The organism is Cryobacterium sp. GrIS_2_6, from assembly GCF_035984545.1.
GTDB lineage: Bacteria > Actinomycetota > Actinomycetes > Actinomycetales > Microbacteriaceae > Cryobacterium.
The window spans coordinates 637,703-662,042 of the sequence record NZ_JAXCHP010000001.1 but is presented as its reverse complement, the minus strand read 5'-3'; the positions used below and the strand labels follow the sequence as shown (position 1 = coordinate 662,042).

General features: G+C 64.8%; 26 protein-coding genes, 1 tRNA gene and 1 pseudogene. 21 read left to right on the top strand and 7 right to left on the bottom strand.

The features are described 5' to 3' along the window. Position 1: 1 nt before the first annotated feature. The 3 genes and pseudogenes from RCH22_RS03205 to RCH22_RS03195 all read right to left on the bottom strand — a co-directional run bounded on the left by RCH22_RS03205 (position 2) and on the right by RCH22_RS03195 (position 2,217). Positions 2-418 carry a glycine betaine ABC transporter substrate-binding protein gene (locus RCH22_RS03205; RefSeq protein WP_327012819.1) on the bottom strand — a complete coding sequence of 139 codons (417 nt, stop codon included), beginning with the start codon at positions 416-418 and terminating at the stop codon, positions 2-4. A gap of 181 nt (positions 419-599) precedes the next feature. Beyond that, positions 600-1,446 (bottom strand): annotated as a pseudogene (locus RCH22_RS03200) (ATP-binding cassette domain-containing protein); the annotation flags it as partial. A 171-nt stretch (positions 1,447-1,617) separates the two neighbouring features. Continuing rightward, positions 1,618-2,217 carry a sulfocyanin-like copper-binding protein gene (locus RCH22_RS03195; RefSeq protein ID WP_327012818.1) on the bottom strand — a complete coding sequence of 200 codons (600 nt, stop codon included), beginning with the start codon at positions 2,215-2,217 and terminating at the stop codon, positions 1,618-1,620. Positions 2,218-2,357: 140 nt separating this feature from the next. Between RCH22_RS03195 and RCH22_RS03190 the strand changes: the two genes are divergently transcribed. From RCH22_RS03190 to RCH22_RS03180, 3 genes are all read left to right on the top strand, one after another. Next, positions 2,358-3,047, top strand: a complete 690-nt coding sequence (locus RCH22_RS03190; RefSeq protein ID WP_327012817.1) for a response regulator transcription factor — start codon at positions 2,358-2,360, stop codon at positions 3,045-3,047. After that, a complete protein-coding gene (locus RCH22_RS03185; protein WP_327012816.1) occupies positions 3,044-4,420 on the top strand; it encodes a HAMP domain-containing sensor histidine kinase in 1,377 nt (458 codons plus the stop codon). The genes RCH22_RS03190 and RCH22_RS03185 overlap by 4 nt, the downstream gene beginning before the upstream one ends. An 81-nt stretch (positions 4,421-4,501) precedes the next feature. Further along, entirely contained in the window at positions 4,502-5,533 is a 1,032-nt protein-coding gene (locus RCH22_RS03180) for a LacI family DNA-binding transcriptional regulator (protein ID WP_327012815.1), read from the top strand. 100 nt (positions 5,534-5,633) lie between these two features. Here the strand turns inward: RCH22_RS03180 and RCH22_RS03175 are convergent, their stop codons facing one another. Next, the gene (locus RCH22_RS03175) at positions 5,634-5,900 is read right to left on the bottom strand and encodes a heavy-metal-associated domain-containing protein (protein ID WP_327012814.1); all 267 of its coding nucleotides are present in this window, start codon (positions 5,898-5,900) and stop codon (positions 5,634-5,636) included. A 347-nt stretch (positions 5,901-6,247) separates the two neighbouring features. Here RCH22_RS03175 and RCH22_RS21135 point away from each other — a divergent pair, with 347 nt between their 5' ends. The 6 genes from RCH22_RS21135 (at position 6,248) to RCH22_RS03150 (ending at position 11,052) form a co-directional block, all read left to right on the top strand. After that, positions 6,248-6,730, top strand: coding sequence for a DUF4395 family protein (locus tag RCH22_RS21135; RefSeq protein ID WP_369125297.1), 483 nt, complete (start codon positions 6,248-6,250; stop codon positions 6,728-6,730). 307 nt (positions 6,731-7,037) lie between these two features. Next, on the top strand, positions 7,038-7,400 hold the full coding sequence (locus RCH22_RS03170) for a hypothetical protein (protein WP_327012813.1): 363 nt from the start codon (positions 7,038-7,040) through the stop codon (positions 7,398-7,400). A 448-nt stretch (positions 7,401-7,848) separates the two neighbouring features. Then, complete coding sequence (locus RCH22_RS03165; protein ID WP_327012812.1) at positions 7,849-8,478, top strand: M23 family metallopeptidase; 630 nt, start codon at positions 7,849-7,851, stop codon at positions 8,476-8,478. Continuing rightward, on the top strand, positions 8,471-9,811 hold the full coding sequence (locus RCH22_RS03160) for a peptidoglycan DD-metalloendopeptidase family protein (protein ID WP_327012811.1): 1,341 nt from the start codon (positions 8,471-8,473) through the stop codon (positions 9,809-9,811). The genes RCH22_RS03165 and RCH22_RS03160 overlap by 8 nt, the downstream gene beginning before the upstream one ends. A gap of 69 nt (positions 9,812-9,880) precedes the next feature. Further along, a complete protein-coding gene (lgt, locus tag RCH22_RS03155; RefSeq protein ID WP_327012810.1) occupies positions 9,881-10,810 on the top strand; it encodes a prolipoprotein diacylglyceryl transferase in 930 nt (309 codons plus the stop codon). Next, positions 10,807-11,052, top strand: a complete 246-nt coding sequence (locus tag RCH22_RS03150; RefSeq protein WP_327012809.1) for a hypothetical protein — start codon at positions 10,807-10,809, stop codon at positions 11,050-11,052. Before lgt ends, RCH22_RS03150 begins: the two co-directional genes overlap by 4 nt. On the opposite strand, the gene RCH22_RS03145 is transcribed toward RCH22_RS03150, so the two are convergent. Then, the gene (locus RCH22_RS03145; protein ID WP_327012808.1) at positions 11,032-11,361 is read right to left on the bottom strand and encodes a hypothetical protein; all 330 of its coding nucleotides are present in this window, start codon (positions 11,359-11,361) and stop codon (positions 11,032-11,034) included. The genes RCH22_RS03150 and RCH22_RS03145 overlap by 21 nt on opposite strands. Before the next feature lie 7 nt (positions 11,362-11,368). Next, positions 11,369-13,795: a heavy metal translocating P-type ATPase gene (locus RCH22_RS03140; RefSeq protein WP_327012807.1), complete on the bottom strand. Its 2,427-nt coding sequence runs from the start codon at positions 13,793-13,795 to the stop codon at positions 11,369-11,371. An 896-nt stretch (positions 13,796-14,691) separates the two neighbouring features. Here RCH22_RS03140 and RCH22_RS03135 point away from each other — a divergent pair. From RCH22_RS03135 to RCH22_RS03100, 8 genes are all read left to right on the top strand, one after another. Next, positions 14,692-15,285: a DUF305 domain-containing protein gene (locus RCH22_RS03135; protein ID WP_327012806.1), complete on the top strand. Its 594-nt coding sequence runs from the start codon at positions 14,692-14,694 to the stop codon at positions 15,283-15,285. A 137-nt stretch (positions 15,286-15,422) separates the two neighbouring features. Further along, the gene (locus RCH22_RS03130) at positions 15,423-15,788 is read left to right on the top strand and encodes a BlaI/MecI/CopY family transcriptional regulator (RefSeq protein ID WP_327012805.1); all 366 of its coding nucleotides are present in this window, start codon (positions 15,423-15,425) and stop codon (positions 15,786-15,788) included. Continuing rightward, positions 15,785-16,861 carry a M48 family metalloprotease gene (locus tag RCH22_RS03125; RefSeq protein WP_327012804.1) on the top strand — a complete coding sequence of 359 codons (1,077 nt, stop codon included), beginning with the start codon at positions 15,785-15,787 and terminating at the stop codon, positions 16,859-16,861. The genes RCH22_RS03130 and RCH22_RS03125 overlap by 4 nt, the downstream gene beginning before the upstream one ends. 110 nt (positions 16,862-16,971) lie before the next feature. After that, on the top strand, positions 16,972-17,949 hold the full coding sequence (locus tag RCH22_RS03120; RefSeq protein ID WP_327012803.1) for a cytochrome c biogenesis protein CcdA: 978 nt from the start codon (positions 16,972-16,974) through the stop codon (positions 17,947-17,949). Beyond that, positions 17,946-18,617: a peroxiredoxin family protein gene (locus RCH22_RS03115; RefSeq protein ID WP_327012802.1), complete on the top strand. Its 672-nt coding sequence runs from the start codon at positions 17,946-17,948 to the stop codon at positions 18,615-18,617. The genes RCH22_RS03120 and RCH22_RS03115 overlap by 4 nt, the downstream gene beginning before the upstream one ends. Beyond that, positions 18,614-18,898 (top strand): hypothetical protein, encoded by a 285-nt coding sequence (locus RCH22_RS03110; RefSeq protein WP_327012801.1) that lies wholly within the window; start codon positions 18,614-18,616, stop codon positions 18,896-18,898. The genes RCH22_RS03115 and RCH22_RS03110 overlap by 4 nt, the downstream gene beginning before the upstream one ends. Before the next feature lies 1 nt (position 18,899). Next, positions 18,900-19,124, top strand: coding sequence for a hypothetical protein (locus RCH22_RS03105; protein ID WP_327012800.1), 225 nt, complete (start codon positions 18,900-18,902; stop codon positions 19,122-19,124). 222 nt (positions 19,125-19,346) lie between these two features. Further along, on the top strand, positions 19,347-20,051 hold the full coding sequence (locus tag RCH22_RS03100; protein ID WP_327012799.1) for a DUF3105 domain-containing protein: 705 nt from the start codon (positions 19,347-19,349) through the stop codon (positions 20,049-20,051). A gap of 339 nt (positions 20,052-20,390) precedes the next feature. Here the strand turns inward: RCH22_RS03100 and RCH22_RS03095 are convergent. After that, a tRNA-Glu gene (locus RCH22_RS03095) sits at positions 20,391-20,463 on the bottom strand. A 138-nt stretch (positions 20,464-20,601) separates the two neighbouring features. Between RCH22_RS03095 and RCH22_RS03090 the strand changes: the two genes are divergently transcribed. The 4 genes from RCH22_RS03090 to RCH22_RS03075 all read left to right on the top strand — a co-directional run bounded on the left by RCH22_RS03090 (position 20,602) and on the right by RCH22_RS03075 (position 24,180). Then, positions 20,602-21,240 (top strand): MBL fold metallo-hydrolase, encoded by a 639-nt coding sequence (locus RCH22_RS03090; protein ID WP_327012798.1) that lies wholly within the window; start codon positions 20,602-20,604, stop codon positions 21,238-21,240. A gap of 228 nt (positions 21,241-21,468) precedes the next feature. Then, positions 21,469-22,191, top strand: a complete 723-nt coding sequence (locus RCH22_RS03085) for an ABC transporter ATP-binding protein (protein ID WP_327012797.1) — start codon at positions 21,469-21,471, stop codon at positions 22,189-22,191. After that, entirely contained in the window at positions 22,188-23,489 is a 1,302-nt protein-coding gene (locus RCH22_RS03080; protein WP_327012796.1) for an FtsX-like permease family protein, read from the top strand. Before RCH22_RS03085 ends, RCH22_RS03080 begins: the two co-directional genes overlap by 4 nt. Beyond that, a complete protein-coding gene (locus tag RCH22_RS03075) occupies positions 23,482-24,180 on the top strand; it encodes a helix-turn-helix domain-containing protein (protein WP_327012795.1) in 699 nt (232 codons plus the stop codon). Before RCH22_RS03080 ends, RCH22_RS03075 begins: the two co-directional genes overlap by 8 nt. Positions 24,181-24,340: the final 160 nt, after the last annotated feature.

Genomic DNA, 24,340 nt, shown 5'->3' with positions numbered 1-24,340 from the left:
ATCACGAGGTCTGGTAGTCCATGTTCTCGAGTCCGTAGGTCGGAATCGTCTTGTTCGTGACCGCCTCGGTCAGGCCGGCCCCCGGTTCGATTCCCACGATTTCGTTGCCGAAAAGGTCGGCGTTCGCAGCCAGTTCGGCGATTGAGTTGATCGGCGCGTCCGCGTTGACGGCGATGGTGTTCTTCGCCTCGGTGTTCCCGGCCGCGAGTTCGGTGATCTTGTCACCGTATTCCTTGAGGTACGTGGCGTGGGTGTTCGGAAGCCAGACGTCGAGGTTCATGTCGTAGTCGCCGGTGGACAGCCCCGCGTAGACCGCGGCGACGTCGGCGTATTCGAGTTCGACGTGGTATCCCTGCTTGTCCAGAATGGCCTTCCAGAGCTCGGACGCCGCGACACCCTCGTCCCAACCGTTGAACACGGCGATCGGGAGGTCTTTGTTGTCCGAGTTGCCGTTGCCGACGGTCTGCGCGGGCGATGCTGCACAGTCCGTGAAAGCGAGGAGCCCAACGGCTCCGAGGGCGGTGATGTGAGGGAACGGTTCTTCATGTGTCTTCCTTTCCTGTCACCTGCTGTGGGTGACCGGGGTTGACGGATGTGACCGCGGCCGTGAGCACCCCGGCCCGGTCGACGTCCTGAACGAACTGGGCGACGTAATCGTTGGCCGGGTCGGTGAGGATGTCTTCCGGGGTGCCGATCTGCACGATGCGATCGTCGCGCATGACCGAGATCCGGTCCCCAGAAACATGGCCTCGTTGAGGTCGTGGGTGGTGAAGATGATGGTCTTGCCGAGTCGGCCCGCAGCTCGATGAGCTGTCCCTGCATCTCGCGGCGGCTCAGCGGGTCGAGTGCCGAGAACGCCTCATCAGGAGAACGTCGGTATCCGCGGCGAGCGCCCGACCGAGCCCGACCATCTGTTGCATTCCGCCGGACAATTCGGACGGCATACTGTCGGCCCAGCCGTCCAGACCCACCAGGCGGATGATGGTGCGGGCCTTCGCGAGGCGCTCCGCGCGAGGCAGACCCTGGACCTCGAGGCCGTACGCCACATTGTCGATCACGCTGCGGTGGGGCAGCAGGGCGAAGTGCTGGAAGACCATGGAAACGCTCCGGCGACGTACATCGCGCAGCTTGGCGGCCGGGAGTCCGGTAATCCGGGTGTCTACCGACGGTCACTGTCCCGGAGCTCGCCTCGAGCAGGCCGTTGAGGGTGCGAATCAGGGTGGACTTGCCCGAACCGGACAGTCCCATCACCACGAAGATCTCGCCGCGCCTGACCTAGAAGGAAGCATCGATCACGGCGGCTGTTGCGATGTGCGCGAGGTCTTCACGACTCGCGCCGCCTTCGAGTGTCTTGACGATGTCATGCGGTCGGCGACCGAAGCCCTGACGCCGCTGAGCGGCGTGAGCTGGAGCGACCGTGGGGCCACATCGGACTGGCCTCACCATACGACCGCGGCTCTTCCAGTCTTGCTGGGGGCTGCGCGCTCGGGTCCTGATGAGGTTCGTAAGAACATTCACAGCTTGACACCATGAACGTCTCAGGCCCATGCCCAGGAGCGGTGTGGACGCTCAAGAAGACGCACCAGGATTCTTCGCCTCGTGCAGAGCACGGATTGGTCACATCACGGTGAGCTCGCGGTACATCCCGCCGGCATAGTGGCCCGGCAGGTTGCAGACGACTTCGTACCGTCCCGGTGCGAGGTCGAGGGTCACCCAGCCGGCGCTGCCCGGGGCGATACCGGTACCTTCACCGGCGTTGCAGCTGGCGGAGGCCTCGCCAAGGCTGACGGTTTCGTCGATTTTGTACTCGCCGGATATCGACCGGCTACCCGCGACGTGCGAATCCACGAGCGGAAGTATGACGAGCTCATGGCTGGTGCTGCCGTCATTGGTGGCGAGAAAGGAGACGGGTCCTGAACTGACGCTCGACCGGTCGAGGCTGAGGTTCATGGCCCCACGGGACATCATTCCATTCCCGGTGTTGCCGCCCATCATCCCGTTGTCGCCCCCCATCATGGAACCGCCCATGTTCCGCAGCGACACGTTCACGACGGTGCCGGCAAGCTGTGGCGTTGTGCAGGACGATCCGGCCGCCGAACCAAAATCCGGCACCCTGCCGTTCATGGAGCTGACAGCACCGACGGACAGACCGGTGAGACCGACGATCGTCGCGACCGCGCCGGCGATCGCGGTGGCGGTGAGTGTGCTCCTGCGCATGGTGTTTCTCCTCCATCGAGTGGGTTGATGTTCCCCACTCTGCGCGTCCGGTGTGCAGATCGACTGGCGTGCGTGTGGAGATGGTGTGGAGGTTTGCGGCGACGGAGTCTTCTCTCAAATGACGGACGTTAGGGTGAAGTATGCCCACCGTGCTGGTCGTCGAGGACGAGCGTGACATCCGCGACATCCTCCGCCGCTACCTCAAACGAGCCGGCTTCTCGGTCCTCACGGCAACGTCCGGTGCGGAGGCACTCCGCCTCCTGTCCTCGTGCGAGCTGGTGCTCCTCGATCTGGGCCTCCCCGATATCGACGGAACCGACATCCTCCGGGAAATCCACACTCTCGGAACCGTCCCGGTGATCGTCCTCACGGCGCGCAGCACAACGGAGGACCGCATCCAGGGGCTGGAACTCGGCGCAGACGACTACGTGACGAAGCCGTTCAGCCCCCACGAAGTCGTGCTGCGTGTGAAGTCCGTGTTGCACCGGTACGGCGGTTCGACGACCACGACGCAGCCGACAAGCTACGGCGGCCGACGGTTGCGAATCGATGACAACGCCCACCAGGCGTGGCTCGATGGCGCCGCACTCGACCTGACTCCGACCGAATGGGGACTCCTCGCGGCGGTATCGACCGCTCCTGGGCGGGTCTACTCGCGGTACGAGCTGGTGAATCGGGTGCGCGGCTACGAATACGCCGGGTATGAGCGCACGATCGACTCCCACATTAAGAATCTCCGCCACAAGCTCGGGCCGGGCGGCGCCGACATCATCGAGACGGTCCTCGGCGTCGGCTATCGTCTTGCGCTCCGTCAGGACGAGCCGTCATGAGGATCCTGGGCCTCGGCTCGCTGGGACGCCGTCTCCTGCTCGCGTTCGCGCTCGTGGCCGTGTCGTCGGTGCTCGTGCTCAGCGTCGCCGCCCTGGTCGGCGTGGATCGGGGCGTGCAAGTCACGCAGCAGGCCGACCGACAGCAGATCGCGGACTCCGCGGCCGCAGCAGCCGCCGATGCTTATCGATCGGCCGGAGACTGGGCTATAGCGGAACTGGGCCGCACCCGCGCAATCGGTGACGCCGCATCCGCCGGTCTCACTGTGGTGGACAGGACGGGTACGCCTGTCCAGTCGAGCGATGGAATGATGGGCGGCAACGCCGACGCGCAGGGCATGGGGATGGGGTCGGCGATGGGCCAGACCGTGGCCTCGGCACCGGTCATGGTCGACGGCGCCCAGGTTGGCACGGTTCGGATGACGTTCGGCATGATGGCCGGGACAACCGTGTTCGACGTCACCTGGTCGTGGATCGCCGTCGCCGCCGTCGTCGCTCTCGTAATCGCGCTCGGCGCGAGCTGGTTCGTCACCCGGCTGCTCGTCCGCCCGATCCTGGTCATGACGGATGCCGCCCGATCGTTCACGACCGGTGACCGGCAGGCTCGGGCCACCGGGCCGGCTCCGGGTGAGCTCGGCGAGCTGGCCTCCGCGTTCAACGGCATGGCCGACGCGGTCGTCCGCTCCGATCGTGATCGGCGCACTCTTACCGCGGACGTGGCCCATGAGTTGCGCACCCCGCTCGCGGCCCTTCAGGCCGGCCTCGAGGAACTGCGTGACGGCCTCGTGGAGCCGACACCCGAAAGCCTCGCGGGGCTGCATGACCAGTCGCTGCGGCTCGGACGCATCGTCGCGGACCTGGCCGAACTGTCGGCCGTCGAGACGGCAGGACTGTCACTGCACCTGGCCACCGTCGACCTCGCCCAGGTCGCCCGGGCCGCCCTGTCCGAGTGGGAGCCGCGGCTGCGGGCTGCCGGCCTCACTGTCATCGCGGAGCCGGTCGGGCCGGCCTGGGTGCGCGCAGACGCCGACCGGATGCACCAGGCCGTCGGCAACCTGCTTGCCAACACCGCCCGCTACTGCCGGCCGGGCGATTGCGTGACAGTGACCGTGACGGTCGAAGACGGCCGGGCGGTACTCACTGTCGGCGATACCGGCCCCGGCATCGCCGCCGACGAGCTCCCGCACATCTTCGACCGGCTCTGGCGGGGCCGGGACGCCGCACACGTGTCCGGCTCGGGTATCGGCCTCGCCCTGGTCCGCGAACTCGTCACCGGCCATGGTGGCACCGTCGATGCGACATCCGCACCGGGAACCGGAACGACGATCACCATTCGACTGCCGGGAACGCGGGCTCCCGGAGTCGGGGCCCGATAACCACCGAGGTCACTGTGAACACGGTTCCCTGAGTGAGCTGGCGCGCGTTCTTGGATTTATGTGACCTAAAGTGGGGGCTAAATGTCCCAGAGCAACGTAAGCAATCCAACCGTCGTTGACGTGGCTCGACTGGCCGGTGTTTCCATCGCGACTGTGTCTCGTGTTCTCAATGGGTCCGCACGCGTCAGTGACGACAGGCTGACGCGGGTTCGCGCCGCGGTTAACGAACTTGGATTCCGGCCGAACTCAGCAGCTCGTTCCCTGGCAAGCCGCCGCGCCAGCATTGTTGCGGTACTGGCCGGAACCACATTGACCTTCGAACAAACCGAGATCATCCGAGGCATCGAGGAGAGTGCCCGAGAAGCGGGTTACCTCATGAGCCTCACCGCGGTCGGCGATGCCGACGACGACAGCATCGATCAGGCTCTATCGCTCGTCCTTGACCAGGCAATTGCGGGTGTGATCGTGCTCACGTCCGATGCGGCAGGGGTTGCCACGCTCCACCGAATCCCAGCAGGAATCTTCACGGTCGCTGTGGCAGGATCGCCCGAAACGGTCGTTCCGCACGTGCCACTGCATGACTCTGGAGCAGCGGAGGAACTCGTGGCCTACCTCCTGGGGCTCGGTCACACGACGGTGCACTGTGTCGGCGTTCGCGCCTCACTGAACGAGGACGAACGGATACTTGGCTGGCGACGTGCCCTCCGTGCAGCGGGGGCCGCGACTCCGGAGGTCATTCACTCCAGTGAAGAACCGAACTCGGGATGCGCCATTGGACGCCAGCTGGCCCGCTCGCCACACGTCACAGCGGTCTTCTGTGGCAGTGACGTTCTCGCCATGGAAGTCAAGCACGGTCTTGCCGAAGGCGGAAGATCTGTCCCTGCCGAGGTCAGTGTCGTCGGTTTCGGCGACCATCCGCTCTCGACTTTGTGGTGTCCCGCGCTGACGACAGTGAAACAAGACTTCGCTGGCCCGGGCAATCGCGCTTTCTTGGTGTTGGAGGGGTTGATAGCGGGTTCCCTCGGGCGAGGGTTTGCCGTAGACGGTCCGGCTCTTGTCATCCGTGAGAGTGCGGCACCACCCGCCACGTCGAGCGGTGCCGCACCGGTCTGACATCGTGCGATCACTCTGATGCTGCGCCGGCGATCAGGGAGTTGAGTAGGCCGAGCATGGCAACGACCCGTCCCTCGTTCGGCCGTGTCTCCGGTTCCCGTCAGGACTCAGCGACCAGCTCGTAGCCGGCCTCGTCGGTTGCCGCAGCGACAGCCGGGCGGTCGAGCGGGGCGCCTGCAATGGTCACGAGGGAGACTCCGCCGGGGACGAGGGTAACGTTCACATCCTCAGGGCGAGCCAGTTTACTGATTTCCTTCGTCACGCTCGCCACACAGTGAGAGCACGTCATTCCCACCACCTGATAGGTGTTCGTCGTCCCGCCGGCCGTAGCGGCGGCCTGATTGGTCGTGGACACAGCGCCGAACATCGCCGATGCCGCCTCACACCCGGCGATCGCCGCGGCCAGGGATGGCTTGCGAATGCACTACACGCACGGGCCGTGAGTATGCGGCCGTGACGACAAACCCGTGTACCAGCCCGTGCGCCACCCCATACGACGCATCGCTGATTTTCGACCTCAGGCTCAGGATGCGGCTGGTCGGCCTGCCGCAGGCGATCCGACGACCGGGGCGTTAGAGTCTGGGCCCGAACCCTTTGCATGAGCCATTGACCGATCTGCACTAGCCTAGCGACACAGCAGACCTTCAAAGCGGCGAAAGTGTTCACTGTCTACTACCGCATGCGGCTGTCTATGTCCAACACTCAGGAATTGAAATGGCGGCCTTGAAAGAATTCACGAAGACCAACCTGAATAAACAAGGATTTGGAGGTCTCGATGATGACGCCAAGTCCTGTTACGCGGGGCCGCTACGATTCACTCCGGCAGTAGGCACTGTCCTCATCGTCGTCGGATTGGCTTTACAGTCGCCGATCTTTCTTGGAGTGGGAGCAATCGTTCCTCTCACCGGGGCGTTATTCCCTCGTGGCATGATTCTCGATTTGGTTTACAACTTGGGCGTACGCCACATGTTTCGCGCGCCCGCGCTTCCCCCCACGCCGAGTCCCCGGCGGTTTTCCTACCTCCTGTCCACCGTGCTCATTGCCGGTTCAGCCTTGTCCTTCCACTACGGATTGTCAGCGTTGGGATTCGTACTGGGAGGAACGGTCGCTCTGGGAGGCACGATCCTCACCACCACCCATTGGTGTCTCGGATCGTGGTTCTACAGACTTCTTTTCCCTCACGCACCGTCGAGGTAACCGGCAAGAACGCACTCGCGAGGCCATCATCCACGGCCGGATTACTCCCCGGACAGCCACCAAAACCACACCCATCAGCCTGAATTCTCCTTCGGCTACCGCCCAACTCAGGAAGTTGCCAGCTGGCTGCGAGTTCTCCGCGTACGCTAGGGGGGTATGTCTCGGCTTTCGCCGGCGACGCGGACACGGGAGAGGAGAGTCGCGCATGTCTCGACGCTCCGGCATTTCCGGTCCCCCACCACGCGCTCTGAGCCGAGCCCTCGCCGTTTCGTTGGCCCTCGTTGGCGTATTGGTTAGCCTGCTCGCGATGCATTCGATGCTCGACGCCCATGACGGTGTTCAGCGAGCCGTCGCCGGAGTCACTCAATTCTCGGCGCAAACTGGCGAGACCCCGGCCGTTGCCCATAACGTCCTAGCGGCGTCGGCAGATTGGGTCGGCCCACTGTCGGCGCTCAACACCTGCGGCACGGACTGCACGGTGGGGTGCGCTTTGATGGTGGCAGGGTGCATCGTCCTCATCACCGTCGTCGCCATCGTCCTTCTTCTTCGACGCCCTGCTCTCTTTCAGACACTCAAGGACGGTGGCGGACGTCTTTTTCGGCTCGGTGCCGAGGTCCGCAATCATGTGTACTTTCCCTCACTGACACTTCTGTCGATTAGCCGTATCTGATCACGGCCATTTCCGGGGAATTCGTTCTCCGCGCGCCTTAGGCGACGATCAGCACCTCTGTGCGTGCATCAAGGTCGCGCCTCGGCTGACCCGTCATCGGCGCAAGTCTGGTCCCTCGAAACCCGAGTGGACCCCACACCCTTGGTCTACTCATGCTCCCCGCCCTTTGGCGAGATATCGGACACTTTAAATGCGATCCCCAGCGTTCCCACGCCCCCACACCCACCGCTCTCGAGTTCACGACTCGGGACGCTCAGCCGCCTTCGGCGCGACGGCCCAGCCGGGTACGCGACGCGCCCGACGCGAGTCGGAGCGTCCGCGCCGGGCTACTCCGCCGCGCCAATCCATGACTCCCGGGCGCCCGCGCCCGTCCCTCCGACACAGAGTCGTAGCCTGGTCAGCGCTCGTCGCTGTTGCCCTTCTGGCTGTCACGACGTCTCTGCCGGCGGTGGCGGTCTCAACGGAGGCGTCAGCCACGGGGCCCCTTGTTCCCAGTGCTGCGCGGCGAGTTGTTCAGTACACGGAACTCAGCAGCACCGGCGCAGCCAGCGTCATCACACGCGACGGTTACTCCGTTCAAGTCATACCCAAAGTCGTTCCCAAGAAATCGTCGAACGCCGGGCTCTCGGTGCGAGCGCTCGGCGGGCGCGATACCGGTCAGCTCCTCGGTCAGGCCTGGGCGCTCCCCGCGGCCGGATTCATCAGCGACCCCTTCGGACCGCGACTGGATCGACCCGTCGAAGGCGTCGGGCTCTTCCACGAGGGAACCGACCTGGCCGCCTCCTGCGGCACACCGGTCGCCGCCGCCACCGGTGGCACCGTCGTGTTCGCTGCTTCGAATGGCAGCTACGGAAATTGGATTGTCATCGACCACGGAAACGGCGTCCAAACCGGATACGCCCACAACAGCACAATGCTCGTCAGTGTCGGACAAAACGTCACCGCGGGCGAAACCATCTCGTTAGTGGGTACTACCGGTGCGTCCAGCGGCTGCCACCTCCACTTCGAAACCCACGTCGATGGCACCCAGATCGACCCGGTGCCGTTCATGAGCGCGAGAGGAGTCACTCTTGGTTGACTCGGCAGCGCGTCGAGGTGGTCGCCTGGCTTCTCCTGAAACCGCGGTTCAGAGTCGCTCCTCGAAGCGGCGCCGCCCGCGATGGGGCGCGGTCCTGACGGCACTGGTCCTTATTGCTTTCACGGCCATTCCGGCGCCAGCCCAAGCAACCGAGTTCCCCTCGTGGGGAGACGTCCAGAACGCCCGGAATAGTGAAACCGCCAAGCAAGCCCAGATCACTCAGCTCACGGATCTTATCTCGGCGTTGAACACGCAAGTAGAGACCGCAAAATTACTTCAAGCCCAGCGCAGCAGCGAGTTCGAGGCTGCCCAGGGAGCGTTCGACCAAGCGAACTATCGTGCCAGCCAGCTCCAGGGACAGGCCGACGACGCCAATCAGCGCGCCGACGCCTCCAAGAAACAGGCCGGGCGTTTGGCATCGTCCCTGTCCCGTTCCGGTGGCGCCGACCTGAGCCTGACCCTTCTCCTCAATAGTGGGAAAGCGGACGAGTTGTTGTCCGAATTGGCCAGGATGGGCAAACTAACCGAGCAAACCGACGGGATCTACAAGAAGGCGGCCAGCGAGAGGAATTCCGCGCAAGCCTTGACCGACCAGGCCACCGTGGCCAAGAGCATTCTCGCTGGCCTGTCCGAAAAGGCCCAGACGGCGCTCGTGGAGGCCACGGCGGCTGACGCCGCGCTGCAGGCGAAACTTGCTGAACAGCAAGACAATGCGGCCACGATGGCGGCTCAACTCGTGGTTTTGCAAGAAAACCGGCAGGCGACCGAAGCGGACTTCACCAAGGGCGAACAAGCCCGGGCTGCGGCAGCGGCAGCGGCGGCAGCGGCAGCAGCCGAGGCGGCAGCCGCTAGCGCCGCTGCGGACGCGAAAGCACACGGCAGTGGCAGCGGTAGCAGCGGGCGCGATTCGGGGCAGCTGAGTGCTCAGGGCTGGGCTCTTCCCGTCTCCGGTTGGATCAGCGACCCCTTTGGACCCCGGCCGAATAAGCCGGTGGCCGGGGTTGGCCCCTTCCACTATGGAACCGACCTGGCAGCAGCGTGTGGCCGATCTGTGCGTGCGGCGACTGGCGGGACCGTAGTGTATGCCGGGTATCTCGGTTCCTACGGCAATTGGATCCTGATCGATCACGGCAACGGTGTTCAAACCGGCTACGCCCACAACAGCGTTCTCCACGTCAGCGTCGGCCAGAGCGTCGCCGCCGGCGAAGTGATCTCTGACGTGGGCAGCACCGGCGCGTCAAGTGGCTGCCATCTCCACTTCGAAGTTCGCGTCGATGGCGCACGCATTGATCCGCAACCCTTCATGAGCGCGCGAGGCGTGACGCTGGGTTAGGCCTCCGCGGCCGTCCCTTCCGACACCGCGCATCGCACCATCACCACCCCGAGAAAGCCGAACGAGTCCATGATCCTCTTCGCCAGCATCCCCAGCCCCGACATCAGTTTCTTCAGCATTGGTCCGCTCCGGATCCACTTCTATGCCCTGTTCATCCTCGCCGGGATCGCGGCCGCGGTGTGGCTGACGTCCCGGCGCCTCACCCGGCGCGGAGGCGAACCAGGCCTCGTACTGGATATCACGCTGTGGACGGTGCCCCTCGGCATCGTGGGCGGACGTCTCTACCATGTCGTGACCCATCCAGCAGACTATTTCTATCCCGGCGCCGACCTCTGGAAAACGCTCTACGTATGGGAGGGCGGCCTGGCCATCTTCGGAGCGGTACTCTTCGGGTCGGTCGGGGCGTACATTGCGTGTCGCCGCTCCGGACTGCGATTCCTCTCCTTCGCGGATGCGCTCGCACCAGGGATGCTGCTGGCGCAAGCCATGGGGCGCCTGGGCAACTACTACAACCATGAACTCTTTGGGGCTCCCACCACGCTTCCGTGGGGATTGCAGATCGAATCGACCAACCCGGCGTTTCCGACCGGACTTCCGGCCGGAACCCTGTTCCAGCCGCTGTTCCTCTACGAGATCCTCTGGAATCTTCTCAGCGTCGCCGTCCTCCTGCTCGCCGAACGACAGTTCAACCTCCGCTGGGGGAAGGCGATCGGCCTGTACCTGCTCTGGTACGGGATCGGTCGCACCTGGCTGGAGGCACTTCGCCTCGACCCGACCGAGTTCCAACTCGCGGGCCTGAAGATCAACATGATCACGGCGATGGTCATCGCCCTCATCGGGATCGTACTTATCGTCGTGCAATCGCGACGCCATCCAGATCCCGAGAACAGCCCGTACCTTCCGGGGCGAGCCTGGACGCTGCCGACACCCGGCACGAGCGACACAGCACCCAGCACCCAGGCCGGCCCGACATCCCCGAACGGCACGGGGCACCCATGACGCCCGACAGTACCGCCCAGGACAGGTCAGCCAGCCTCAAGCGTCGACGACGCCTCTTTCTGAGATCAGGGCAGCTGCTCATGATCGTGGGGGTCCTGATTGCTGTGGCTCACTGGCTCGGGCACCTGGACCCGGCGACAGTGACGCATCCGCCGGTCTGGGTCGAGCTCCTGATCAACTATCCGGTAGCGGCCGTTGTTGTGATCATCGGCGCCAACCTGTCATCGCACAAACCTAAATGAGCGGACGTCAGCCCGGGCACGGCCGTCTACCGCGTGGCCCGACAGGGCCAGCGACAGGAGGACCGCAAGGTCCGCGGTGACGTCTTCACCAGCCTCGTAGCGGAGGTAGCTCTCCCGATCGTTGGATACGAGTTGGATGGCATCGGGCGCCCACGCAAGCCTGCGATAGGCGAGGAGATCGAGGGCGGCACGGACCAGGTCGGTGAAGACCGTGCCCGCGGTTACCGCTTCCGTAACGCCGCCATACTGCGGCCGACCGGCCTCCCAAATCGCTCGGATCGCCTCCCGGGCGCTGCGAATGCGCGTCACGGACCCTTCACTCTCCGGCGTGCTCTGCCGGTCGCGGCAGGCGAAGCCGTTTCAGCATCAGCGCATTGACGGCGACGATCACGCTGGAACCGGACATCGAGATCGCCGCGATCTCCGGGGTCAACCGGATTCCGAACCCGGGGAAGAAGACACCGGCCGCGATCGGCAGCGCGATGGCGTTGTACCCGATCGCCCACCCCAGGTTCTGCCGCATCTTCCGAACGGTTCCCTTCCCGATTCGTAACGCGACAGGGATATCCAACGGATCGGAGCGCATCAGGACCACGTCCGCCGTATCGATGGCGACGTCGGTGCCTGCCCCGATTGCGATCCCCAGGTCGGCCTGCGCCAGTGCCGGGGCGTCATTGACTCCGTCGCCGACCATGGCCACCCTCTTGCCTGCAGCTTGAAGCTCCGTGATCTTTGCGGACTTATCTTCAGGCAACACCTCGGCGATCACGGTATCGATCCCGAGCTGGGAGGCGATTCGTGCGGCGGTGGCTTCATTGTCTCCGGTGAGCATGACGACCTGAATGCCGGCGTCATGCAGGGCCGCCACCGCGGCAGCAGCGGTCGGGCGCACGGCATCCGCCAGTGCAACGACGCCGGCGGCCTTGCCGTCCACGGCGAGCAGGACCGCGGTGCGTCCTGTTGACGCCAGCGCATCTCGTTGGTCCTTGACTGGTTCAATATCCACGCCTTGCGCGGTCATCAACTTGCGGTTGCCGACCAGCACCCGACGCCCGCTCACCGTGGCCCCGGCCCCGTGCCCGGGTACGTTCTCGAAGTCCACGGCCTCGCCCACGGTCACACCCCGTCCCGTGGCGTAGCTGACCACCGCGGCAGCGAGCGGATGCTCCGACTCGCGCTCCACGGCGGCAACGAGTGCCAAAAGCTCGTCCTCGTCCATACCGATAGCGACGAAGTCGGTCACTTCCGGCTTGCCCTGGGTGAGGGTGCCGGTCTTGTCCATCACGACGGTGTCGATCCGTGCCGCCGTTTCCAGCGCGGTCGCAGTCTTGAACAAAACGCCGCGCTTGGCACCGAGTCCGGTCCCGACCATGATCGCCGTCGGGGTCGCCAGGCCGAGCGCGTCCGGACACGTGATGACGACCACGGTGATCGCGAACAGCATCGCCGCCGGCACAGTTGCGCCCGCCAGCAGCCACACCGCCAGGGTCACGAATCCGCCGATCAAGGCCACCAGGACGAGCCAGAACGCCGCCCGGTCGGCCAGTCGCTGCCCGGGAGCCTTGGAATTCTGCGCCTCCTGCACAAGCGCGACGATCTGGGCCAGTGCGGTCTCCGCGCCCACCTTCGTCGCCCGGACCCGGAGGGTGCCCGTGGTGTTCACGGTGGCGCCGATCACCGTTGAGCCGGCCGTCTTGGCCACGGGAAGACTCTCCCCGGTGACCATGGACTCATCGATATCCGAGTCGCCGGACTCGACCGTGCCGTCGGTGGGGACCTTGGATCCCGGGCGCACGAGCATCAGGTCGCCTGGAACAACGTCTGCCGTGGGAATTTCAACGGGTTCGCCGTCGCGGATCACGAAGGCCTGCGAAGGGGCCAATTCGAGCAGGGTGCGGACGGCGTCGTTCGCGCCGCCCCGCGCGCGCATCTCTACCCAGTGCCCCAGCAACACGAAGCTCGCCAGCACCGTCGCCGCCTCGTAGAAGACATCGCCGCCGCCGGTGAGGGTGACCACGACGCTGTAGAGCCAGCCCGCTCCGACGCCGACGGCCACGAGCACCATCATGTCGAGCGTTCTCGCCCGCAGCGCCCGGTAGGCGCCGTCGAAGAAGATCCATGCGGAGTAGAAGATCACCGGCAATGAAAGGATCAAGGCCGCAACGTCGTCACGGAGCCCGAAGGGAGCCGGCAAGGAAAAACCGATCACGTCTCGCCCGATCGGCGACAACAGCGTGATCGGCACGGACAGGATCGCGGCCACCAGGAACCTGTTGCGCATATCCCGGATCATGGTCCCCATCGTCATGGTGCCACGGCCGCCGCCGTGCCCCATGGCGTCCTGCATCGTCCTGGTCGGGGGCGCCGCATGCGCGGTGTGGGCGACCGAGGGTTGCTGAGTTTCTTCTGATGTCGCGCTGGGCTGTACAGGCACCGTGACCGCCGGAGCCGCATGGCCCGCGGCATGGTCCCTGGCGGCACTGCTGGCGGCCAGCGGGTCGCAGATGTGATCGGGTACGGACTTCCCATCGCAGTGGTATCCGCACTCGCGCACCCACCGGGCGAGGTCATCGACCGAGGTCTGCCCTGGGTCGAAAGTGATTGTCGCCGTCTGCGCGACGACGTTCGTGTCAACGCCCAGCACGCCTGGGCGTCGAGACAGGACCGCATCGGCGACGGCTTTGGATGACGCCCACCCCACGCCCCGTACTTGCATGATCGTGGTTTCGGTCGACTGGCTCATTCGAACGATCCTCTCTGAAACATAGATACTGCTCGGCGCTGGTTCACGATGTCCCCGGCTGCCGATACCCACGATCATATACCCCCTAAGGGTATCCTTGTTCGTACGACCACCTCGATGAAGCAACGGGACGCTTCACTCCGCGTTGCGGAGCTGGGCGCTTCTTCGGGGAATTCGGTCGGCTCTCTCAGGTCACGGGGAGCATCCGTTGGCTACAGTGTGAGGATTACCACGTCTGAACTGCGACGGGAAGCAGGCGACGGGAAGAAGGGGGACACCGTGGTGGAAGCCCAGGCAAGTGTGCGCGCATTCACGGCCGCGCGACTGCGCCGTGCGCTCTTCGGAATCCTCTCGCTTGCAGCTGTCGTCTTCGGCTTGGTAGCGATGCATGCGGGAATGGCAGCTGAATCCGAAGCCTCACCGCATTCCCACGCCATGCTTGCTGCGCATTCGGACCCATCAGCCCCAAGCACCGAGGACTCTGAACTCGATTCGACCTCTGCCTCTTTCCACGGGACGTCGGACCTGCCGTCGACGTGCCTCGGCATGTGCACCGCCGATTGCCTCATGACAGGGTCCGCTTGTACTGCCGGCCCCATCGCGCACTCCCCCAATTCTGTAGCCCAACACGCAATTCCGATCGTTGTTGACCGCTCTGCTGAGCGCGCAGTCCCCGCTGTGGCGCGGCGCCTGCCTCTACAGCGACCACCCTCGCTGACAGTCCTCTCAATCAGCCGCGTCTGATCAACGACCAGCAGCGCGCTTCCACTCGGCACGGGCGCACGCTCCTCGTTCCCGACCTTTCCGTGACTTGCTCCGCCCGCGAGCACGTTCCTCACCGTTGGATCTCCCCCGTGGACCAGATTCACACCCCCTGTCTGACAGATTGGACTCCCATGATTTCCCTTCGCATTCCCCTCCTGGCCGCCACCGCACTAGCCGCAGCCATCGCCCTGTCCGCATGCTCGGCCGGCGCCACCACGGCCGGCAGCGCCAGTGCATCCGCTTCATCCACCCCCGCCGCATCGACGGCGGTGTTCAACGATTCCGACGTATCGTTCGCCATGCCGATGGTCGAGCACCACCAGCAGGCGATCACCATGGCCCAGACCATGCTCGACAAGACCGGGGTCGATCCTCGCGTCACCGCGCTTGCCGAGCAGATCAAGGCGGCCCAGGGGCCGGAGATCACGATGATGAACTCCTGGGTCACGGCGTGGGGTGCGACCGCAACCAACATGCCCGGAATGGACATGGGCTCCGGTTCTATGACCGGTGGGGACATGGCCGCGCTGGACGCCGCGACCGGGCCGGCCGCCGACAAGCTCTTCCTCCAGCAGATGATCCAGCACCACCAGGGCGCGATCCACATGGCCAATGTCGAGCTCAAGGACGGGCAGAACCCGGACGCACAGGCGCTCGCGACGAAGATCATCGCCGACCAGACGGCGCAGATCAAGCAGATGCAGGACATCCTCGCCACCCTGTAGCCGGCCCGAAGGCAGGCCGCGGAGCGTCATCGGCGTTCCGCGGCCCGCTGCGCCTAATTCCCTTAGGTGACTAGGATTGAGGTGAACTCCCTTTCCGGTCAGTTCGCGAGGCACACCAATTGTGAAGGGGCTCGACCGTGGCGAAGTTCGGTGATCTGGAAAACGCGATCATGAACGAGGTCTGGCAAGCCGAGAATCCATTGCTGGTGCGCGAGATCCTCGACAGGCTCAATCGTGGGCTCGCATACAACACCGTGCAAACGGTCACCGAGATCCTCAATCGCAAAGGCTGGCTCAGCAAGGAACGGGACGGCCGCGCATTCCGCTATGGTCCCGCCGCCACCCGGGAGGACTACGTGTCCGGACTCATCCGCGAGGCGCTGTCCTTCGCCGACGACCGGGCTGCAGCGCTCGTGGGTTTTGTCGACGAAATGCCCGACGGCGAGGCGGCCGAACTCCGCCGCCTACTCGTTGCCGCGCAGGACAACGAGTCGAAGTCGTGATCGTCGCACTCTCGTTGGCCCTGTACGCGATCGCACTGTCCGTTGCCGTACCCCCGCTCCTGCTGCGGTCGAATTGGGTCGATCGAGCGCCCCGGCTTGCAATCGCGACGTGGCAGGCCCTGACGGTCGCGGTCGTGGGCTCACTGGCCCTCGCCGGACTGTCGTTTGCGATTCCGATCGCCGGCCTCGGCGGGAAGGGCATCATCGAAGTCCTGCAGGCCTGCGCGATGGCGTTGCAGCAGCAGTATTCGACACCGATCGGAGCCGCCGTCGGGATCGGCGGGGCTCTGCTGGCCGGGGCTGTTGTCACTCGCTCTTTCTGGGGCCTGGCCTCAACGGGTGCCCGGATGTCACGGGAGCGCAATGCACATCGTCGGGTTCTGGACATGGTTGGTCGCCCGGATATCGATCGCGACATCGTTATCCTCGACTCGGCGGAAGCGGCGGTTTACTGCATGCCGGGAATCCACCGGCGGACCGTCGTCACAACGGCCGCACTGCATGCCTTGACGGACGAGGAGCTCATCGCGGTTTTGGCCCATGAGCGCGCACACCTCGCTGAGCGGCATGACCTTGCCGTGGCCTTCTCCGTGGCACTGTCCCAGGCCTTTCACGGGCTCCCGCCTTTCCGTTTGGCGGCGCGAGAAACCGCGCGTCTGATCGAACTTCGTGCCGATGACGTCGCGGCTGCACGAACTCACCGTCTCACGATCGCGGCCGCGCTCCTGGCCGTCGTTGCCGTGCCGCCGCACGCAGTTCCGGCCGTCGCTCTCGGAGCCGGTGGGACCGGGGCTGCGGCCCGCGTCCGCCGGCTCCTCCCTCCACGCCAATCCGTGGGCCTCTTCCCCGCGTGCGCCGTATCGGTCGCGATCGCGCTCCTACTGATCGCGCCCGGACTCGCCCTTGGCTGGCCGGCCATCACAAGCGCGGATCACGCTTTGTGCCCCGCCGAGCCGGCAACCAGCCTGTCGGCCTCCCTTTCTCCGACTTCCGGAAGCGCGCCTTCGCCTGCGCCTGCTGCGCATGCCCCGTGTGCCGTCGACAGCATGGACGAGGGTCGCTTCTCCAGCTGACTTTCAGCTTCGGCACGCCAGCTAGACAACTGCGTCACTTTCACCTAATCTCCTTAGGAGGATAGGTGAATGTCCGCGCATGACGCGGCCCGGGTGAAGGCGACGAATATATGGAAAATCTACTGTTCGGCGGCACTCTGCTCGCCGCCTTCCTCGGTGGCCTGGTTGCCCTGCTCGCGCCCTGTTGCGTGTCGGTGATGTTACCCGCCTACCTGGCATCGGGAATGCGCCGGCGTTCCGGCATCGTGGGAGCGACCCTGGTCTTCGCTGCCGGGGTCGCCACGATCATCGTGCCGATCGGGTTGGGCGCTACGGCCTTGATCGGCCTGATCTCCGGCCAGCACGCGATCGTCTTCACTATCGCCGCGACGGCGATGCTGATTGGTGGTATTGCGATGCTGTTCGGCTGGAAGCTGCAGCTTCCCATGCTCGCCCGCCGCGTTCCCGCCGGTCACGGCCTCGCCTCCGTCTACGGACTCGGAGTGTTCTCCGGTGCGGCGAGCTCCTGCTGCGCTCCGGTGCTGATCGGCGTAGCGGTTCTCTCGGGCGCAACGGCCTCGTTCCCCGCGGCCCTGGCCGTTGGCCTCACCTATGTGGCCGGAATGGTCGCCCCCCTCGCCGTCCTGGCGCTGGTCTGGGACCGTAGGGACTGGGGCTCAAGCAAGTGGCTTCAGGGACGCCAGATCACCCTGCGCCTGGGCAGGTTCCGTCGCAGCCTCGCCGTCGGCAGCTTCGCCTCCGCCGTCCTACTGATCGTGATGGCCATCCTCACGTATATCCAGGCCGCCGTCGGACCCGGCATGACCTCCGGCAGCTGGCTCGCCCAGTTCGGCGCTGACCTGCAACACAGTGTCTCCGTCGCGACCAAGGCCCTCGCCTGGCTTCCCGGCTGGGCCGTCGCGATCGCGCTGGTTGCCGGAGCCGGCTACTTCGTCTGGCGCGCCACCGGCCACACGGAATCGACGCCTCACGACCCAATCACTGCGGCAACCACCGACCCGCCCCCTTCCTCCGACACCAACTCCTCGTGCTGCACTGATGCCGCCTCCGAAACCTCCACACCCTCAGGACAGGAAGCCACCAAATGAGTTCCGCTCCCAAGAGCACCCAAGAGTCACCGGCCACCCGATCACGCCGCCCCGGCTGGTTCGGCTGGATCACCGGGCTCCTGATCGCCGGCATCGTCCTCGCCGGCCTCTACAGCGTCTTCGCCAGCGCCAACACCCCAAAGACGGCAGCCGCCGGCACGACGACGCAGTCCACGTACGACGTCGGAACCCCCGGAATCGGTCAGGTCGCACCAGGCTTCACCCTCGCCGACAACTCCGGCGGACAGGTGTCCCTGGCCGACTACTCCGGGAAGAACGTGTTGCTCTTCTTCCAGGAGGGCCTGGCCTGCGAACCATGCTGGACGCAGATCAGCAGCCTGGAAACGGACGCCGCGAAGCTCCAGGCCGCGGGAATCGACGCCGTCGTGTCCATCACAACCGACCCGGCCCAGCAAATCGCCCGGAAAACCACAGACATGGGCCTGAAAACCCCGGTCCTGTCCGACCCCGACCTGGTCACATCGAAAAAGTACCAGGCCAACGAATTCGGAATGATGGGCACCAGCACCGATGGCCACAGCTTCATCCTCGTCGGCACCGACGGCACGATCAAATGGCGCGCCGACTACGGCGGGGCTCCGAAGTACACCATGTTCGTGCCCGTCGACCAGCTTCTCCTCGACCTGAAGACCGATACGACGTCATGATCACCCTGATCCTGCTCACTCAAAGCGACTGCCCGTCCTGTATCGCGGGAAAACGAGCACTTGCCGAACTGTCCGCCGAATTCCCCCTCCGGATCGACGAGGTCGACGTGAACAGCGACACCGGCCGTGCGATCGCCCGGGAGCAGCGCCTGGCCTTCACCCCCGGGCTTGTCGCCAACGGCCGGCTGATCGCGCACGGCCGTCTGTCCACCCGCGCCCTCCGACGGAAATTCACCACCATGATCAAAGCCGCCGAATCAACCAAACCAGAAGGATCCTGACATGCAGCAATTCCTCTATATCCTCCCCGCCCTGATCTGCCCCGTGGGCATGGGCCTGATGATGTGGTTCATGATGCGCGGACGCGGCCACGGCCACGGCCACGGCAAGACCGTCGACGGTCCCGCCGAGCAAGAACTCGCCCGCCTCCGCGCCGAAGTCGCCGCCCTCCGCCCACAGGCCGCGGCATTCGACGAACGCCACCCCGGCACCGGACCGACCGCGTGATCCCCATTCTGATCTCCCTCGCCGCGACGGTCCTGGCCGCGGCGTTGACGTGGAGGTTCTGCATGCGCCCCATGTTGCGCACCCGAACCACGCCAGGTAATGCCGGATGCTGCGCTGAGCCGGCGACGGACATCCAGGGGGAGATTCTGGCCGCCCGAGCCGAACTCAAAGCACTACAGGACACCCTCGGGTATATTTCAGTTGACCCAAAGGACGGCTGACATGGCGCGAGACACTCCCCAACAATCGGATGACCACTCAGCTGACGGAGGTCACGAAGCCCCGCCGGCCACAGTCAAGCAGCAACAAGCCGTTCGTCGGGCAGAAAAGGTCGCCACCCTGAAGCGCGAACAATCAAGAGCGAAACGGAACCGAAAGATCGGAAGCGCCGCAGCCTGGTCCGCCGCCGGGATCGTCGGGCTCGTCATCGTCCTCGTCGTCACAACCAGCGGCGCCCCCAAGAACGCGGCAGCACCGACATCCGTTGACGGCGTACAAACCTTCCCGAACCAGACCTCCCAGCACGTCACCGGAACGGTGAAATACAATCCGCTGCCACCGGTAGGCGGAGACCACTCCGTCACGCTCCTGAACTGTGGCGTATATTCCGAGAACGTCCCCAACGAAAATGCAGTGCACTCGCTCGAGCACGGAGCCGTGTGGGTCACCTACGACGCTTCAACAGTGACGGGCGATCAGCTCGCAGCTCTGCGCAAGGAGATCCCCTCCACATACGCGATCCTGTCTCCGTTCGCCGGTCTCCCGTCGTCGATCGTCGCATCGGCTTGGGGCGCGCGGCTCGACATCAGCGACCCGTCCGACCCCCGGCTCGCAGCATTCATTGCCACGTACCGCGGGGCCACAACCGCTCCGGAACCGGGTTCGCCCTGCACCGGAGGTCTTGACGGTCCCGGCAAAATGTCCTGACCCAACGCGATCGGGAGCACACCGATCCCACGATTGCCCGTCAAAAGGAAGCCAGCACCGCATGAGGGGTTATGTCGGAATGCGCTGCACTGCACGGTGGATGACCGTTGCATGAATGTTCACCGTCGGAGGAATCGTCGCCCTGGGGTTCGTCGTCTAGGGCCTTTCCGCGGCGACCGTCGCCCCGGGGACAAGGCCTCTGGACCGAGCTCGGCCCAGACGATTCCGCACGAACGCACTGCGCAGGGTGAAATCGACGAAAACGAATATCGTCAGCGCCGCCAAACTCTTAAACTAGAAAGCCCGGTTCCCTCGATCTTCAAGGGAACCGGGCAATTGTGACCCCAGCGGGATTCGAACCCGCGTTACCGCCGTGAGAGGGCGATGTCCTAGGCCGCTAAACGATGGGGCCGTTTTTGCAACTTACCGAGTATGCCACACGGATCGGGTCCGCTCCAAACCGAGCGGACGACACGGCACGTCGTCGGCTTGCATCACCCGGTCATCTGGGTATTAGCTCGGTCCAGACACCCGACAGAACGGACCCGAAATGAAACTGACCAAGCTCGAGCACGCGGCCCTGATCGTCGAGGTAGCGGGACGCAAGCTCTACATCGATCCTGGTTCCTACACGACGGCATTGACCGACACGGCACGGGCGGATGCCATCGTCATCACCCACGAGCACCCGGACCACTGGACCCCCGAACAGCTCGAACGCATCATCGCGTTCAGCCCCGACGTGCGGATCTTCGGACCGGCGGGGGTCGTAGCAGCGGCATCGGGATACCCCGTCGAAGTCGTCCACGACGGCGACACCGTGACGGTCGGCGAGTTCGCCCTGCGCTTCTTCGGGCGCACCCACGCCGTCATCCACTCCTCGATCCCCGTGATCGACAACGTCGGCGTGCTCGTCAACGACAGGTTGTACTACGCCGGCGATTCCTTCACGGTCCCGGCAGGGGTGGATGTCGACACGCTCGCCGTTCCGGCCGGCGCGCCCTGGTTGAAGATCAGTGAAGTGATCGACTACGTGCTCGCCGTGAAGCCGCGCCGCACCTTCCCGACCCACGAAATGCTGCTGTCGCGCGCAGGCAAGGACCTCTCCAATCTGCGCATCACCGCGGCGACCGAACGGGTCGACGGCGAGTTCTTCGCCCTCGAACCGAACGAGTCCCTCGACCTCTGAACCGGGTCGGCCGACATCCGCTGGCGTGACACCCGGAATGCACGTCGTACGCTGGGATGACTGGGATATCAATGTCGGCTGGTTCCCAGTCGTCTCCCAGCGAGTGCCGTGAATATGCAGCTACTGTAAATTTATTGTCTGCGCACTGCTATCGCCAGCATCCGCCGGCCATGACGGCTTCCGCGGGTCGAGTGAAGCGCTCCAGTCACCCAACGAAGGAAAGCCCGCATGAGTGTTCCCGTCCTGTCCGCGCAGGTCATAGGCAAGTCCTATGGGAGTGGAGCCAACCGCTTTGATGCGCTCAAGGGCGTTTCCCTCGACATCCAGGCCGGCGAGTCCGTTGCCATCGTCGGGAAGAGCGGCTCGGGCAAGTCGACGCTCATGCACCTTCTCGCGCTCCTCGACGATCCAGACTCCGGCGTTCTCCTTGTCGAAGGCACAGACGCAAAGAAACTGAAGGCGAAGGAACTCAACCGGCTCCGCAACCAGGACTTCGGTTTCGTTTTCCAGCAGTTCTTCCTCACCGCGAATGCGACTGTGCTGGAAAACGTCGTCCTCCCCCTCACGATCGCCGGCGTCGGGGCCAAGGAACGCAAGGCCCGCGGCATGGCCGCACTGGAACAGCTCGAACTGGCCGACAAGGCCAAGAACAAGGCGAAGAACCTCTCCGGCGGCCAGAAGCAGCGCGCGGTCATCGCGCGCGCGCTCGTGAACAACCCCAAGGTCATCTTCGCCGACGAGCCCACCGGAAACCTCGACTCCGCCACCGGAACGGTCGTGGAAGACATCCTCTTCAAGCTCAACAAGGCGAACGGCATCACGCTCATCATCGTGACCCACGACACAGAGCTCGCAGCCCGCTGCGACCGCCAGATCTTCATCCGCGACGGCCTCGAAGAGACCGCCGGCTCCCCCACGGGAACTCACAAGAGAGGCGGGGCCCACTCGTGAAGTTCCTCGACATCATCCGCTCCGCCATCCAGAACAGTTTCCGCAACAAGCTCCGCACCGGTCTCACCGTCGTCGCCATCTTCATCGGAGCCTTCACGCTCACGATCACGAGCGGCATCGGCACCGGCGTGACCGCCTACATCAACGGACAGGTTTCGGCGATCGGCGCCGCCGACGTGCTCACCATTACCAAGGCAGCGGATGCGACGGCCACGGCCAGCGACGGACCGGCCGCCTACGACCCGAGCAAGTCCACGACCGTGAGCCTCGGCAACGGGTCCCGCCCCGGATCGACCATCCAGGCCCTGACCACGGCAGACCTCGCGAAGATCAAGGCGACTGCAGGCATCCTGAGCGTCGACCCCGCCGTGCGGGTTTCGCCGGACTACGTTGAATATGCCGGAAACGGAAAGTTCGAGCTCACGGTCAGCCAGACCGGGACCATCACGACGGCAGACCTGGCCGCGGGGGCGCAGCTCGACAACAGCAGTTCGAGCGACCAGCTCCTATTGCCGACGACCTACCTCGACAACCTCGGTTACGCGAACGCCCAGGCGGCCGTTGGCACAACAGTCAGCATCGCCATCACCGACTACACCGGAACCCAGCAGACCGTCACGGCCACCGTCGTCGGCGTGCAGAACGAGACGCTCCTCGGCAGCGGAGCCGGCCTCAACCGGAGCCTCGTCGCCCACCTGCACACCGTCGCGACCACCGGTGAGCCCGCCGGAGTGTCCGCCGGCTACGCGACCGCGGTCGCGCACTTCGACGCCTCGGCGACGAAAGCAGAGATCACGGCGATCAAGGATGACCTCAGCGCGCAGGGCTACTCCTCGCAGACGGTCGCCGACACGATCGGCGCCTTCGAGACCGTGATCAACGTCATCATCGGCGTGCTCAACGCTTTCGCAGTGATCGCCCTGATCGCCGCCGGATTCGGCATCGTCAACACGCTCCTGATGAGTGTGCAGGAACGCACCCGCGAAATCGGGCTGATGAAGGCCATGGGTATGAACGGCGGCCGCGTCTATGCCCTGTTCAGCATGGAGGCGGTCTTCATAGGCTTCCTCGGCAGCGCACTCGGCGTCGTCGCCGCGATCGGGGTGGGTTCGCTCATCAGCAACCTCCTCGCGAACGGGATATTCTCGGCCCTGCCTGGTCTCCAGGTCGTACAGTTCGCTCCGGCCTCGATCGCCATCATCGTCGGGGTGGTGATGCTGATCGCGTTCCTCGCCGGTACCCTGCCGGCCAGGGCCGCGGCACGTCAGAACCCCATCGACGCCCTGCGGTATGAGTAGGTACGCGGCATCCACGCAGAGCACCCCCACCGGCCCGGGGTCTGACGAGGGACTGCGCGCTCGCAAGCGGGCCGCCACCCAGGCCGCGTTAGAAGCGGCCGCGATCAGCCAGGCCAGTGAACACGGTTACCACCACGTCACCGTCGATATGATCTGCGCAGCAGCCCAGGTCTCCCAACGCACCTTCTTCAACTACTTCGCGACGAAGGAGGCCGCCTTTCTCGGAGCGTCCCCTCCCATTCCGTCCGAGGGCGCGGTGAAGACATTCATCAGGGGCAACGGTGGATCCGTGCTCGCCGAACTCGTCCTGATGATCGAGTCCGCGATTGTCGCGAGCGAGCCGGACCGCGACATTCTCCAGGCCAGGCGCTCGCTCATCGAGAACACCCCCGAACTGTTCACGAGCGAGATCATCCGTCTTGCCGAACTCGAAGACCGGCTCGCGGGCATCGTCCTCCAGCGTTTCGAGGCCCGCGGACGCACAGAGGCGACCACGCCGGACATTCTCGACGAGGCGCACATGGTCGTCGGACTGGCGGTCAGCATCCTCCGGTTCGCGATGCGCAAGGCATCGGAATCCGACTACTCCGCCGATCCCCGCGCCATTCTGCGCCATGCCATCGGGCTCGTCGAGCGCATCACCGGGGTCAATCCGTTCACAACGGATGCCCGTGAACCTCGGAGAGACTAGCCCACTGTAAGAGCTCCCTGTGTATCCACACACTTCGGTTGCAAAACCTGAGGAATTGTCTACTTTGGTTCAGTAGAGACCTCACGTCGCGCTCCTGAGTGCGAACGGAATCTCGCAACTGAACCACTGCACACCTTCGACGAGTCAGCCCATGGTAACG